General features: G+C 35.1%; 16 protein-coding genes and 1 pseudogene. 6 read left to right on the top strand and 11 right to left on the bottom strand.

Annotated features, from left to right (window positions below):
• Positions 1–28: 28 nt before the first annotated feature.
• The 5 genes from ACLLO5_RS09180 to ACLLO5_RS09160 form a co-directional block, all read right to left on the bottom strand.
• Positions 29–208, bottom strand: a complete 180-nt coding sequence (locus ACLLO5_RS09180; RefSeq protein ID WP_413175150.1) for a PCP reductase family protein — start codon at positions 206–208, stop codon at positions 29–31.
• 153 nt (positions 209–361) lie between these two features.
• A complete protein-coding gene (locus ACLLO5_RS09175; protein ID WP_413175149.1) occupies positions 362–874 on the bottom strand; it encodes a MogA/MoaB family molybdenum cofactor biosynthesis protein in 513 nt (170 codons plus the stop codon).
• A gap of 139 nt (positions 875–1,013) precedes the next feature.
• Positions 1,014–1,349: a photosystem II reaction center protein Psb28 gene (gene psb28 / locus ACLLO5_RS09170; protein ID WP_413175148.1), complete on the bottom strand. Its 336-nt coding sequence runs from the start codon at positions 1,347–1,349 to the stop codon at positions 1,014–1,016.
• Positions 1,350–1,501: 152 nt separating this feature from the next.
• A complete protein-coding gene (gene dtd / locus ACLLO5_RS09165; protein ID WP_413175147.1) occupies positions 1,502–1,954 on the bottom strand; it encodes a D-aminoacyl-tRNA deacylase in 453 nt (150 codons plus the stop codon).
• Between the two features lie 289 nt (positions 1,955–2,243).
• Positions 2,244–3,374 carry a CobW family GTP-binding protein gene (locus ACLLO5_RS09160; RefSeq protein ID WP_413175146.1) on the bottom strand — a complete coding sequence of 377 codons (1,131 nt, stop codon included), beginning with the start codon at positions 3,372–3,374 and terminating at the stop codon, positions 2,244–2,246.
• Between the two features lie 376 nt (positions 3,375–3,750).
• Between ACLLO5_RS09160 and cysS the strand changes: the two genes are divergently transcribed.
• The 5 genes and pseudogenes from cysS to ACLLO5_RS09135 all read left to right on the top strand — a co-directional run bounded on the left by cysS (position 3,751) and on the right by ACLLO5_RS09135 (position 9,072).
• Positions 3,751–5,211 carry a cysteine--tRNA ligase gene (cysS, locus tag ACLLO5_RS09155; RefSeq protein WP_413175145.1) on the top strand — a complete coding sequence of 487 codons (1,461 nt, stop codon included), beginning with the start codon at positions 3,751–3,753 and terminating at the stop codon, positions 5,209–5,211.
• Between the two features lie 66 nt (positions 5,212–5,277).
• Positions 5,278–6,714 (top strand): TldD/PmbA family protein, encoded by a 1,437-nt coding sequence (locus tag ACLLO5_RS09150; protein WP_413175144.1) that lies wholly within the window; start codon positions 5,278–5,280, stop codon positions 6,712–6,714.
• 163 nt (positions 6,715–6,877) lie between these two features.
• A pseudogene (locus tag ACLLO5_RS09145) lies at positions 6,878–7,558 on the top strand (Uma2 family endonuclease).
• Between the two features lie 9 nt (positions 7,559–7,567).
• Positions 7,568–8,917 (top strand): TldD/PmbA family protein, encoded by a 1,350-nt coding sequence (locus tag ACLLO5_RS09140; protein ID WP_413175143.1) that lies wholly within the window; start codon positions 7,568–7,570, stop codon positions 8,915–8,917.
• A gap of 26 nt (positions 8,918–8,943) precedes the next feature.
• Positions 8,944–9,072, top strand: a complete 129-nt coding sequence (locus ACLLO5_RS09135) for a hypothetical protein (protein ID WP_413175142.1) — start codon at positions 8,944–8,946, stop codon at positions 9,070–9,072.
• A 20-nt stretch (positions 9,073–9,092) separates the two neighbouring features.
• On the opposite strand, the gene ACLLO5_RS09130 is transcribed toward ACLLO5_RS09135, so the two are convergent.
• On the bottom strand, positions 9,093–9,965 hold the full coding sequence (locus ACLLO5_RS09130) for an XDD3 family exosortase-dependent surface protein (protein WP_413175141.1): 873 nt from the start codon (positions 9,963–9,965) through the stop codon (positions 9,093–9,095).
• A 285-nt stretch (positions 9,966–10,250) separates the two neighbouring features.
• Between ACLLO5_RS09130 and ACLLO5_RS09125 the strand changes: the two genes are divergently transcribed.
• On the top strand, positions 10,251–12,629 hold the full coding sequence (locus ACLLO5_RS09125; protein WP_413175140.1) for a tetratricopeptide repeat protein: 2,379 nt from the start codon (positions 10,251–10,253) through the stop codon (positions 12,627–12,629).
• Here ACLLO5_RS09125 and ACLLO5_RS09120 read toward each other — a convergent pair.
• From ACLLO5_RS09120 to ACLLO5_RS09100, 5 genes are all read right to left on the bottom strand, one after another.
• Positions 12,626–12,871 carry an element excision factor XisI family protein gene (locus tag ACLLO5_RS09120; RefSeq protein WP_413175139.1) on the bottom strand — a complete coding sequence of 82 codons (246 nt, stop codon included), beginning with the start codon at positions 12,869–12,871 and terminating at the stop codon, positions 12,626–12,628. The two genes, ACLLO5_RS09125 and ACLLO5_RS09120, sit on opposite strands and share 4 nt — an antisense overlap.
• 78 nt (positions 12,872–12,949) lie before the next feature.
• A complete protein-coding gene (locus ACLLO5_RS09115; RefSeq protein WP_413176044.1) occupies positions 12,950–13,156 on the bottom strand; it encodes an element excision factor XisH family protein in 207 nt (68 codons plus the stop codon).
• Positions 13,156–13,263, bottom strand: coding sequence for a type II toxin-antitoxin system HigB family toxin (locus tag ACLLO5_RS09110; RefSeq protein WP_413175138.1), 108 nt, complete (start codon positions 13,261–13,263; stop codon positions 13,156–13,158). Before ACLLO5_RS09110 ends, ACLLO5_RS09115 begins: the two co-directional genes overlap by 1 nt.
• A gap of 13 nt (positions 13,264–13,276) precedes the next feature.
• Positions 13,277–13,726, bottom strand: a complete 450-nt coding sequence (locus tag ACLLO5_RS09105) for a DUF29 domain-containing protein (protein ID WP_413175137.1) — start codon at positions 13,724–13,726, stop codon at positions 13,277–13,279.
• A 56-nt stretch (positions 13,727–13,782) separates the two neighbouring features.
• Positions 13,783–14,367: a Uma2 family endonuclease gene (locus ACLLO5_RS09100; RefSeq protein ID WP_413175136.1), complete on the bottom strand. Its 585-nt coding sequence runs from the start codon at positions 14,365–14,367 to the stop codon at positions 13,783–13,785.
• Positions 14,368–14,500: the final 133 nt, after the last annotated feature.

The following is a 14,500-nucleotide window of genomic DNA, read 5'->3' as shown; positions in this document are numbered from 1 at the left end:
TTTTATGTTTATTCCTGCATTTAATCAGTTAGTCATATTTTTTATTGAACTGTTGTTTAACCTGTTCATAAATCTCAATTGTGATCAAAGATAAATTATGATCTTGAGCATAAGTTTCAATCTTTTTGCGAGCAAAAGGACGGACAAAAAAGGGAATGTCTTTGAGTTTAGCTTCGGCCTCAGCAGTCCATTGAATTTTTTCACTCATGGATTTTTAGGTTTCATTTTTGAGAGTTTGCTTCAGGCTCTATAAATTTTATAGCAGGGAACGGGGAACGAGTTGAAAGTCTTTTAGTGTATGGATTTTTGACGTTAATTGTGTATCTCATTCAAGTGCATACCGCTATAACCCTTGAAGGGGCTATCTATCGCCTGTTAACTGTTTTACTAAATGCACCAATTCTGGTAAGATAAGTTTTTCCATCCCCAATCGCACGGCGTTACTAGAACCGGGAAGAGAAAATATGATTTTATTTTGATAAATACCAGCTACAGCGCGAGATGCGATCGCACGTGAACCAATTTCTTGATAACTTAAAAGGCGAAATAACTCACCAAATCCAGGTAAAGTCTTTTCTAACAATTTGGCGATCGCATCATAGGTGGTATCTCTCGGTGCAATTCCTGTACCACCATTAAAAATAATTACATCTACATTAGTGTTTTTACTGATACTTTCTATATATGCTTGGATTTGCTCTGGTTCATCTTTGATAATTTGATAATCTGCAATTAGATGATTAGCGGTTAATAATATTTCCTGTATTAATTTTCCACTTTTATCTGTTTCTGGTGTGCGGGTATCGCTGACGGTAATAACAGCACAATTAACCGTGATATTTTCTGCATCTGGATGTGGTTGTAATTGGATCATATATGGATATAGAAAATGCAATTGCTATTATTAATGCTGCTATAAATTAGTATGTAACAAATATCAAAAAAATTAAAACTACATTTTCTTAGTCAAAGATCAAAGATCAAAGACCAATGACCAATGACCAATGACTAATTTAGGATTTACTTAATCCCAAATCGTTTTCTTGAGCGTAGCGTTCCATAAAGCGCATAAAGCGATCCCATTCTTCGGGAGTTTTCATCAGATAAACAGCTTCTAATGCTTCTGGTTTACCATTGACAAATTTACCCTTAACTTCGCGGGTAAGAATTTCGCCTTCTTCGTCAATCATATACATCCCAGTGATTTCATCAGTCCCACCTTGACCCAAAATCTGGGGATTGGTAAAAATAAATGTCGCTGTCCCTTGATCACCACTGCGCGATCGCGTTAAACGCACCTCTGGAATTACTTCTTCGTCCAAGCCTCTAGAAAACTGGATTTTTGCCATGATGAATGAATTTTAAGTTTTGTGATGTTTAGTTTAATATTCTCTCATCTTACAGTAGGTCTTTAGCTATAGCAGCCGAATCAGTTTCTAGGTTTAGCCTTAATAGCAAGTTATTTGCCGCATCTTAAAGTTAAAATTAGTTTATACTTATATCAATCAGCTTCCCGTTCTAATGTTAAAGTCACGGGTCCATCATTTTCAATTGTGACTTGCATCATTGCACCAAATTCACCAGTTTCGACTTTTAAACCGCTTTCTCGTAATTTTTCAACAAAGCGGTTATACAAATTAACAGCCAATTTGGGTGTAGCAGAACGGTCAAAAGAAGGACGACGACCTTTACGACAATCTCCATAAAGTGTAAACTGACTGATTACCAATAACTCACCGTTAATTTCCTGTACAGATTTTTGCCATCTATCACTACCTTCATCATCAGGAAATAAGCGTAAATCAAGACACTTTCGCACCATCCAATCAAGTTCTGCATCAGTGTCTGTATGAGAAATACCAACGAGTAAATTTAATCCCCGGCTAATTTGTCCGACAATTTCCCCATTTACAGTTACTTGCGATGACTTAACTCGTTGAACAATTACTCGCATAGTTGTTATTTGTCAGTTGTTAATTATTGGTAGGACTAAAGCTGCGTGTCACACCAAAAATCTATTGTAGGGTGCATCAGATATCAAAAATCTGTTTATTTACTAGTTTTATGCAGTCTGACGCACCTTAACCAATGTGCCAGTTGCGTAAGTCCTGTATTTGTAGAACTTAAGCAATATGTGACTGAAAACCTTATTCTTGCATAGCAGTAATTCATGAATTACTGCTACTTTTGTTCTGTTTTGCGTAAGTCCTAATTTATCTAGACCGCTGACAACTGACTAATGACTATTTCCCAAATCCTTTACCTCTACTAACCGAAGGGAGACAAAGACAATTTTCTAGTTGCTTGAGTAGAGTTTCTTCATGCAAATTTTGACCAATTAACACTATTTGGTTTTTCCGTTCACCCTTCCATTCATCATCATCTATGGTAAAGCGTTTACCGCACAGATGAAAAATATGGCGTTGGGGACTTTCATCAAACCACATAATTCCTTTAGCACGGAATACATTAGTGGGGAGTTGGTTATCTAAGAAATATTGAAATTTGCGAATTGAAAAAGGTTTATCACTTTGGAAAGATATGGATGTGAAACCATCATTTTCCAAGTGGTTAGAATGATGATGGTGGTGGTGTTCATGGTCGTGATGATCGTGACCACAATTAGCATGGTCATCATCGTGATGTTCATGTTCACATTTAGAATGGTCATGATGGTCATGATGATCATGATGTTCATGATGGTCTGCTTCTGATTCAAAGTATTTATCAGATTCAAACAAACCAACACTGAGAATCAAAGGAAGTGGAACTTGAGAATTTTTAGTTCTAATAATTCTTGCACCTTCCTTAACTTCGTTAATCTTGACTTCTAATTGTTGTAAAGTGGGTTCATCAACTAAATCTGCTTTATTTAACAGAATTACGTCTCCATAGGTAATTTGACTAAATGCAGCTTGGGAGTTAAATAAATCTAAACTATAATTTGCCGCATCTACTACTGTAACAATGGAATCAAGACGGGTTAAATCGCGTAATTCTGAACCCAGAAATGTCATGGCTACAGGTAAAGGATCTGCCAATCCTGTAGTTTCTACAACTAGATAATCTAGTTTTTCTTCTCGTTCTAAAACTTTGTAAACAGCATCAACCAAGTCATTATTAATAGTGCAGCAAATACAACCGTTGCTAAGTTCCACCATATTATCCGTGGTGGAAATAATCAATTCATTGTCAATACCAATTTCACCAAATTCATTAACTAAAACAGCGGTTTTTACACCTTGCTGATTAGTGAGAATATGATTGAGTAAGGTTGTTTTGCCGCTGCCAAGGAAACCTGTGATAATGGTTACTGGTAATCCTTGTTTGGGGGCTTCCATTGTTTGAGATTCAGATGTAACTGCTGATGGCATAGTCGTAAAGTAGGATTTTTGTCTATCTTGAATGTTAGCCTGATTTTGGCTAATTGGTATTGCTGGTTTATATTCTCTATCCTGAATACCTACGGATGTTCAATTCATGAAAAACCAAAGTTTAATTCATCTCAACAATTACTCCATTATGTAATTCACATTTTTTATTTTCTGGTTTATATTCCAAAAACTCAGCAAAAGTTGTTGTTTTATTTGTGGGTAATGTTTGAATCATAATTTACCTCACTGCTTGCTGTTAGACATATCATCTACAACTTACACCAAATATTCAAATACAAGCAATTCAAGGGATTGTAGATTTTAAGTTACTATTGGTTTATCATTGCTGATCGTTAGATTGTCCCATTCCTAGATTATGACCCTATCTATTTACAATACGCTTACTCGTCGTCAAGAACCGTTTACCACCGTCGAACCTGGCAAAGTCAAGATGTATTATTGCGGTGTTACGGTTTACGACTATTGTCATTTGGGTCATGCTAGAGCTTGTATTGTTTGGGATGTAGTGCGTCGATATTTACAGTTTATCGGCTATGATGTGCGGTATATCCAAAACTTTACGGATATTGATGATAAGATTCTTAACCGTGCTAGACAAGAAAATTCATCAATGGAAACGGTAGCAGAACGTTATATTCAGGCATATTTTGAAGATATGTCACGTTTGGGGATTAAAGAAGCTGATGAATATCCCCGTGCTACCCATACGATGAATGGTATTCAAAGATTAATTCATGATTTAGAACATAAAGGTTTTGCCTATCCTGCTGATGGAGATGTCTATTATGCAGTGCGAAAATTTGATGAATACGGTAAACTTTCAGGACGCAAACTAGAAGATTTACAAGCTGGTGCGAGTGACCGGGTAAATATCGAAGATGCGGAATATCAAAAGAAGCAATACCCCTTTGATTTTGCCCTGTGGAAAGCTGCAAAACCGGGAGAACCTGCGTGGGAATCTCCATGGGGGAAAGGCCGTCCTGGATGGCATATTGAATGTTCAGCTATGGTGCGCGATCGCCTCGGTGATACGATAGATATTCATGCTGGTGGTGCAGATTTAATTTTCCCTCACCATGAAAATGAAATTGCCCAATCAGAAGCTGTTACAGGTAAACCTTTAGCAAGGTACTGGTTACACAATGGCATGGTCAAGGTAGATGGAGAAAAAATGTCCAAATCCTTGGGTAATTTTACCACTATCCGCGACTTGTTAGATCGTGGTGTTGACCCAATGGCATTAAGGTTGTTTGTGTTGATGGCACAATATCGCAAACCTATTGATTTTACCGATGAAGCCATATTAGCTGCAACCAATGGTTGGCATACATTGAGAGAAGGTTTATTATTTGGCTCTCAACATGGTAAACAATTAGGCTGGGAAAATCTCGAATTAAATAAATCTCAGTTAGAAAAATTTGAAGTTGAAAAATTTACCACAGCAGTCAATGATGATTTTAACTTTCCCGGTGGTTTAGTGGTAATTTTTGAATTAGCTAAAGAACTGCGGAAAGAAGGAAATATCATTGTTCATCAAGGGAAAACAGCAACATCCGCAGACCAATTATGGCAAAAATGGCAAACCCTTGTTACTTTAGCAGATGTGTTAGGATTAACTGCTCAACCCGAAATAGAACCTATATCCCAGGATAGTTTAAGTAATGCAGAAATTGAGGATTTAATTCAAAAAAGACAGGAAGCAAGAAAAGCTAAGAATTTTGCTGAATCCGATAGGATTCGTGATGAACTGTTAGCAAAAGATGTTGCCTTAATTGATACTAAAGAAGGCACACTCTGGCACAAAATGAACAATTAAAAATTCTCTCTGTGCCTCTGCGTCTCTGGTTGAGAAAAAATTAATTTCCAATTTTTAATTAATACCATGTGGAAAGAACTAACAACAGCAATTTCTCATTTTGATATTCCTGCTGATTGGATTGGTATTCGCGCTGTAAGAGAAACAGCTAGAAACCATTATGTTCGTGATGGCTTACCCAAAAGCAATGGTAAATCATTGACAATGGGAGCGATGATAGAAGTTATGGTTAACGGTTGTTTGGGTTATGCTGCTACCAACTCACTCACCTTATCATCCCTAAAAAATGCTGCCGAAATAGCCTATAAACAAGCACTAGCAGCTAGTGAATTTTGGATTTATCCTTTTGGTGAAAATACCCGTCCTAAAGTTGTTGGAGAATATAATTCACCATTCTTTGAACCATTAGACGCTATTAGTCCAGGTGAAATCAACGACTTATTAATTCGTGTTTGTCAAAAATTGAAAATTAACGACAAAATTGTCCAAACTACTGCCAACATTAACACCAGTCAAAAAGAAACTTGGTTTGTGAGTAGTAATGGTTCAGAAGTATATCAAAAAATCCTATCTCTTGGTACTCATTTTGGTGCGATCGCACAAGATGCTGGAGTTGTTCAACAACGTACAAATAACGGACTTCACGCACACTGTTATCAAGGTGGATGGGAACTATTAAAAGAAGAGAATTTATGGCATCAAGGGCAAAAAATTGGTGAACAAGCATTAGAATTATTAACAGCCGAAGAATGCCCAAATATCCGCACTAATTTAGTTTTAGCACCAGATCAAATGATGCTACAAATTCACGAAAGCATCGGACATCCCTTAGAAATAGATAGAATTTTAGGAGATGAACGTAACTATGCTGGAGGTAGTTTTGTTAAACCGAGTGATTTTGGTAAATTAGAATATGGTTCACCTTTAATGAATATTACCTTTGATCCAACAGTAGAAGGTGAATTTGCCAGTTATGGCTTTGATGACACTGGTGCAAAAGCAACCAGAGAATATGTCATTAAAGATGGTATTTTACAACGAGGTTTAGGAAGTTTAGAAAGTCAATATAGATCAGGTTTACCAGGGGTAGCTTGTGCGCGTGCTTGTTCTTGGAACCGTCCACCAATTGATCGCATGGCTAACTTAAATTTAGAACCTGGAAATGCTAGTTTTGCAGAAATAATTGCAGGAATAGAACACGGTATTTATATGGAATCTAACCGTTCTTGGTCAATTGATGATCAACGGTATAAATTTCAGTTTGGTTGTGAATATGCCAAATTAATTGAAAACGGTAAACTTACTAAAACTCTGCGTAATCCTAATTATAGAGCGACAACTCCAGAATTTTGGCACAGTTTAATTCAAGTTGGTAATGACTCCAATTGGCAAATGTATGGTACACCTTTTTGTGGAAAGGGAGAACCAAACCAAGCTATTTGGGTAGGACATGGTTCACCTGTTTGTGTATTTGCAAATGTGGAAGTTTTTGGTGGTGGATAAAGATTATCGAATTTACCTTAAATTCTTGATAAAAATAAGCTAAATTTCCCAATTTATTACTTTGATCATCTCAATAGATTGTTAAGCAATCTTAGAGTTGGGAGATTTGAAAGATTTGAATTAATGCTAAAATTAACAAACAACTACTTGATGCTATATCAATATGATCATTGCACAAGATTTAGAACCAATAGAAGACACCTCCCCAGATGTAACATTTCCCCCTAGCGACTTATATAGTGATGAACCACCCGTGGAAACTGAACTGCATCTACGACAAATAATTTTATTGTTCAAATGCCTAGAATGGTTGTGGAAAGATAGAACAGATTTCTATGCTGCGGGAAATCTAAGCATTTACTATAGTCCTAAGCAGAAAAAAACCGAAAAGTTACGAGGCCCTGATTTTTTTGTCGTTTTAGGAACTGAGCGCAAAACCCGTAAAAGTTGGGTAGTGTGGGAAGAAGACGGTAGATATCCTAATGTGATTATAGAAATTCTTTCACCAAGCACAGCTAATACAGATAGAGGTAATAAAAAAGAACTTTATCAAAATACTTTCCGTACACCTGATTATTTTTAGTTTGATCCTTACACATTAGAATTTGTCGGGTTTCATTTAGTAGATAATAAATATCAACCTTTAGCAGCAAATGAAAAAGGTCATTTATGGAGTGAACAGTTAGGTTTATATTTAGGAATTTATGAAGGTTTGTTAAGGTATTTTACTCCTGAAGGGGAATTAGTGCCAACACCAGAAGAAACCGCAGAACAGGAAGCTAAAAGAGCAGAACGTTTAGCAGCGAAATTGAGAGAATTAAATATTGATCCAGAGACGATTTAAAAAAATAAAATGGGAATTGAAGAATTGTTAAAATCAGAAAAAAACTTTGATCAACTGTTAGAAATGCTGCTCACAAAAAAAGCAGAAAATGAACATTTCACAGTCAGACTTAATAGCGAGATAAGCCAATTTATCCGCTTTAATCATGCTAAGGTGCGACAAACGGGATTAGTTGCTGATGGTTGGATTAAATTGACTTTAATGGAAAATCAGCGCAGCAGTTTTCGTCAATTTCCTTTTACTGGAGAATGGGAAACAGATTGGCAATTAGCATACACAGCTTTACAAGAATTACGGGATGAGTTAAGTGTATTACCTGCTGATCCTTATTTAGTTTTACCTACAGGAAATAATACCAGTCGAGAAATCAATACAGGTAAGTTATTAGCACCAGAAACTGTAGTTGATAATATCTTACAATCTGTTGCTGATTTGGATTTTACTGGTAGCTATGCTGGTGGATTTGTTATTAGAGGGTATGGGGATTCTAGTGGACAAAAACACTGGTTTGTAACTGATTCTTTTAATTTAGATTATTCTTTGTTTATGGAATCAGGACAAGCTGTAAAAGGCACTTTTGCTGGTAGTGAGTGGGATGAATCTGCGTATATAGCCAAGATAAATGAAGGTAAACAGCAATTAACAATGCTTTCTCGCTCACCTAAAGAATTAGCAAGAGGACAATATAAAACTTATTTTGCTCCTGCATCTGTTGCCGAATTATTAGGTATGCTATCTTGGGGTGCTATTGGTGAAGCGGATATTCAACAAGGCAATAGTGCTTTAGCTGCTTTGTCCCGTCACGAAAAACAACTTTCACAAAAGTTTAGTTTAAAGGAAAATTTTCAACTGGGTTTAGTTCCGAGATTTAATGATTTGGGAGAAATGGCAGCACCGGAGTTAAATTTAATTGAAAAAGGTGTTTTAGTCAGTAGTCTGGTTAATTCTCGCACGGCTAAAGAATATAATAAATCTGCTAATGGTGCGAATAGTTCAGAAACTTTACGTTCTCCAGAAATAAGTCCAGGTAATTTGAGATTTGATGAGATTTTACCCAGTTTAGATACAGGGTTATATGTTTCTAATTTACATTATTTAAATTGGAGCGATCGCCCAACTGGTAGAATTACAGGTATGACTCGTTATGCTTGCTTTTGGGTTGAAAAGGGGGAAATAGTTGCACCTATTGAGAATCTGCGTTTTGATGAAAGTCTTTATCGCTTTTGGAGTCAAGAAAATTTAGTTGATTTAACCAATTTTCAAGAATTTATTCCCGAAGTTGGAACTTATGAAAGCCGTCAATTAGGTGGTAGTTTAGTTCCTGGTATGTTGGTGAATGATTTCACCTATACTTTGTAACAACAGTTAGCAAGAATATCGCACTGATGAAGTCGTGGCTAGAGACTAGAGTGCGATCGCTCAATCTGATGAATGAGAAAGGCGATCGCACTGATGAAGTCGTGGCTAGAGTGCGATCGCTATGGGTTCATATCCAATTAGTGATAATTAGCTAGAAACACGGTAAATTCAATTTCTATCTAGCTAAAACTGATTTTTGACGTTTTTTTATCACCAGACTTCCAATAGTACCAAAAACCAATAAACCTAAAGTAGTTGATGATTCTGGTACAGATTGTTTTCCATAAATGAGAGCCATGATATCATTACCACATTCAGGAGAAAACAAAGCAGTAAATTTACCATTACGAAGTAAAGAAGAATCAAAACCTACTGCTATAGTGTTATAACCTTCGCGTCCAATATAACTAGAATCATAACCAAGATTTTGTAAAGCATTAGCATCCAAAAGATTGATATTACCTTTCAAATCTCCAGAAGCAATCACATTGAGAATATGTTGACTGGAGTCAATCTCAGAAGTATTTAATGCTAAATCTCCCATTGAGGGTGTTCCCCCATGATTCGGAACATAATTATGATATGCTCCTACACTGTTTAAAAGTAGTCCATTAGCGGTAGTCACAGATTTAGCAACAACATTTTCATAAAAACCTAAAGAACTAACTCCCGCTGCATTGTTCAAAACCAGGTGTATTGCGCTCAAATTACCCTTTTCACTGGCTACATTAAAACTATCTGTAGTAGAGTTGATCAGAATATCACCTAAAGCTATATAACCATCATCAGCATAGGTAGAAGCAGTTCCTTCTAAGGGAAGTTTAGTAGAAATCACAAAAATAGATTGACCATTTTTTTCCCCATAAGCCATACCACCAATTTCATATTTTGTTCCACCTACAGTATTTCCGCTAATACTATCAGTCAGAGAATCAAAAGCATAATACCAGTTGTCTTTTGCTATTCCGGCTTGAACACCTTTTCCAGGAAGAAAAGATAGAGCGAGTCCAACTATAATCACACCTGTTGCTTTAAGAATAGTCTTCATGGTATTTACCTAATCTGTAGAAATAATTTACGATACCTGACCTTTATGGGTTAGTTTTTTTGCTTCAATAATCCAGATTAATGAAAGCAGTATTTTTACCGTATTTTCAACCCACAACCTGACTATACAGAAACCTCAAAGCCGTGTCTGTCTGTAAAAGTCGGGTATTTTTGCATAGATGTATTACAAATTTTGTCGGAAAATGTCGGTTTTAATCGGTTTATAGTCAAAAACTGATATATATAGTCTATATTTGTCAAAAGAGTATTTAAGTTTACATTAACTATGAGTCTTAACCGCGCGGTAAATTTTGCCTGTGAGTTAATTATTACCGAGACTGGTAAACCCCTGATTGACTCAGAGATGAATGTACTCAGGGGAATGTTAGATAAGAAAACTTATATACAAATAGCTGAATTACACCAGTATAGTGAAGGTGCTATCAGAGATATTGGTTCTGATTTATGTAAAAAACTATCTGTTTCACTCAATATCAAAGTTACTAAAAATAATCTTATAACTATTATAGAACAAAATTCACCTACTGAACAAAAGAAAATATCTAATTCTGAAACTCTACCCAAATGCAATGATGAATCGCATTATTTTGTTGGACGTGACACAGCAATTAATTATATTAATGATCGCATGAATGAAGGAATGAAAATCATCGTCATTCAAGCAGCAGGAGGTGTAGGAAAAACTACTTTAGCCAAGCAATATCTATATAATCAAGGATTTGATTTAGTCCTACCGCTAGAAATGGCGAAAGGTACAGAAAATATCACCGCAGTTGAAAGTGAAGTTGAAACTTGGCTAAAACAATATTTTCAAGAAGAACCAGGAAGGGACTTTAAAACTACTCTAACCAGACTAAAACAACAATTGCAAAATCGCAAAATTGGAGTATTTATTGATAACTTAGAACCTGCTTTAGATAAACAAGGTAGGTTTATTGAAAAACATAGTCTTTATGTTGAATTATTACGAGTTTTAGGTGATGATAAGGTGCAGTCTGTCACCCTCATTACCAGTAGAGAAAGGTTATGTGATGACCGTGTTAATGGCATTTATCATTATCCTTTAGCTGTGTTGACAGTAGAAGCATGGGAAGAATTTTTGACATCTCGCAAAATTAAGATTGATACTCCATCTCTGGAAGCAATGCACAAAATTTATGGGGGTAATGCTAAAGCAATGGATATCCTGTTTGGGGTAATGAGAGAAGATTATGATGGGGATATGGCAGCGTATTGGCTAGAAAATTCTACTTGCGTAGAAACGGAATTAAAAAATTTAGTTGAAAGTCAGTTTAACCGTTTACAAACTTTAGATAATGAAGCAGATAAATTGCTTTGTCGGTTGGGTTGTTTTCGTTATCAGGATGTACCTAGAGTTTCTATTGATGCGCTGTTAGCTTTACTTTGGGATGTTCATCAAGATAAGCGAAGAGATGTAATTAAAGCTTTAAAAAATCGGTGTTTAGTGGAGTTTGAAAAGGGTGAATACTGGTTACATCCAATTGTTCGGGAATATGGGATAGAAAGATTGAAAGCAAGTGGAAAATGGGAGGAGATAAATCGTAAAGCTGCTGAGTTTTGGACTGAGAGTGTTAAGAGTGTTAAAACTTTAGAGGATGGGAAAAAAGCATTAGAAGCTTATCATCATTATTTAGAAATTAATGATTTTGAAATGGCTGGAAAAATTCTGATTTTTGGTAGAGATAATAAATGGGAAAAAGGTGAAAAACTAGGGAAAGCTTTGTATAGATTAGGTTGGTTACAAAAAATCAATATTTGTATTAGTCAAATAATAAATCAAGTTAAACTGCCGTATACCCTCTGCCATATTTATAACATATTTGGTAATGTCAAGTGGTTACAAGGTGATATTAATAATGCTATTAAATTTCACGTCATGTCGAGCCATATAGCTAATCAAGCATTAGATAATTCTTGTGATGAAAGGGAAAAAATAATACTGCAAATTATGATAGGAGTATCTTTATTTAATCAGGGATTATGTAAAATAGAATTTGGAGATTTATCAGAAGCTTTGAATAGCTTTAATAGTTGTCTTATAGTGATTAAAAAAAATTATAATAATGAAAGTCAATATAATCTTCCTTCTCGTTTAAAATATACTGACTTAATAAAAGAATCTTATTTAAATATCGCCTTTATTAATTCATACTTAGGAAATTATGTAGAAGCAAGAAAATTTTTAGAAAAAAGTCAACCCTTTACGACAACATATAATACTTGGGGACATGGTTATTCTTTAGTGTATCTTGGTGCAACTTACCAAAAACTTCAAGATACAGATAATGCTTCTTATTTTTATCATGAAGCTATATCATTTGCACAGCAAAGTAATTATATTCAAGTTAAATCTCTAGCATTAATAGGTTTAGCAGAACTATATCGGGAACAAAATGACTTTAAAACAGCACTTTCCCATCATTCAGAATCAATAGAAATATTAGATAAAATAGGTGCTAAAAGTGATTTAGCAGAAGCATACTACCAACTAGGTTTAACATATAAAAAAATGGGTGAACCCGAAAACAGCAACACCAATTTTAATGAAGCTATCCAACTCTACCAAGAAATGGAAGCACCCAAGCAAGTTGAAAGAGTGGAAAAAGCGAAAAGCCAAAATTAAGCTACAGAAAAATCTTTAAACTGACGATACTCAGGACGAATAAAGCCTAAAATAATGTCATCTTTACTTACTCCTAATTCCAATAATTCCGCAGTTATCCCTCCTTCTGTACCATCCCATTCAATGCAGATTTTATTATCAATAATTAGCAGATGAAACACGACTGCATGAACCCTACCTGTTTTATCCCAACCCGTATCCATTAATAAATAATTATCAGATTCTTGATCACAAATACACAAAGCCTCAATTTTTCCATGACTAGGTTTATATTGAGCGTGTTTTTTTTACAATACTAACTACTAATTTTCTGTATTGTTTTAATTTATCCATTTTATAATTACCTCCTGAATTGGATCGAAAATAATGTAATTAATCTGCTGTTGATCACTTAAAATATCTTGAATAGCTGGTTTTAGAAAAAAGTCTTGATAAGCAGCTTCAGGAATTGCTAAATATAATTTATATTCTGGATTAATCCTTTTTATTAAACTCACATAAATATTATATTGTCCTAATGTTTTTATTAAAAAATTCTCCCAGTTTTTGATTTAAAATAAATTAATTGATCTTCGTAATCTATGCTAACAATCAAACGATATTTATTGCCTTTAATTTTGTTTATACTTTCCAAATTTAAACCATCACTATTCTTCCCAAAACTTCTTACTTAACAAAGCATCTACATCACTGGGAAATGGACAAACATCAGAAAAATAAATATCAGGATAACCATCTCTGACATTTTCTAAAGCCATTTCATAGCTTTTAGCAAGAATCTCTAAAACAAAACTCTTCAAACTTGGTGAGTCTTCTAACTCAATTTGTAACCTTTGCCGAAAATTTCTAATTTCAATTTCCCAACCCCGATAACAGTCGGACATTGGTACATAACACCGCTTTAATAAATGTTCTAATAAACGCACCAAAAAACTCCTGACAGTTTTACGCTGACTTTTACCCAAAGACTCTACCTCTTCAATCAAATTATCCCAATCTAAATTTTCATTGTCTCTTGCTTTTAATTTACTGACTGTATCCTCAACCCAAAGATAAAAATCTTGTTCGTATAAATTTTTGACTGATGTTTTACTCATATTTCGTACTCGCTATTTATTTTAACTTGATCGGATATTTTCTCTAACCATCATCTCTACCAAATTTTCTCCATCTTCAAAACAAACCCCGGTAACACAGGTTCACAACTCACAGTATCAGGATTTTCTAAACATTCTGCTATTTGTCCAGGACGATAAATATAAACATGACGATTTTTGCGATCAATTAATAAACCTAACTGTATACCAGGTTCTTGCATATATTCCTGCATTTTATCTTTTAAAGGTTGCAAATTATCAGATGCTGACCTTAATTCAATGACAAAATCAGGACAAATAGGTGCAAACTTTTTCTGTTGTTCTGGTGTGAGTTTATTCCATCTGTCTAATTTTATCCAGGAAGCATCAGGAGAACGTTCTGCACCTGTAGATAGTTTAAAACCTGTACTGGGGGAAAAACCAATTCCCGTACCATCTTGTTCTGACCAAACTCCTAGCTGGACAGCAATATTAAATTCTCGATTTCCTGTTTCTGAACCTGCGGGTGACATGATTGATATATCTCCAAATTGATTCCTCTCTATGCGTAAATCACGGTTTTCTTGACAGAAGTCAAAAAATTGTTCGTCTGTCATTGGCATTGATGAGGGAAAATGCAAGATCAAAGGTGATGAAAGCATAAATAGTTCCTCCATCTGAAGATTACAATTAATTTTAGCACAGGCTATTACTGAGCTTTGTTAAGGATAACTGTAGGTTTGTTAAGCGATAGTGCAACCTAACAAATGCTCTTAAATGTTAGGTTACTATTCG

The organism is Anabaena azotica SJ-1, from assembly GCF_047275885.1.
Classification (GTDB): Bacteria; Cyanobacteriota; Cyanobacteriia; order Cyanobacteriales; family Nostocaceae; genus Trichormus_B; species Trichormus_B azotica_A.
This window is presented reverse-complemented; position numbering and strand designations above follow the sequence as displayed.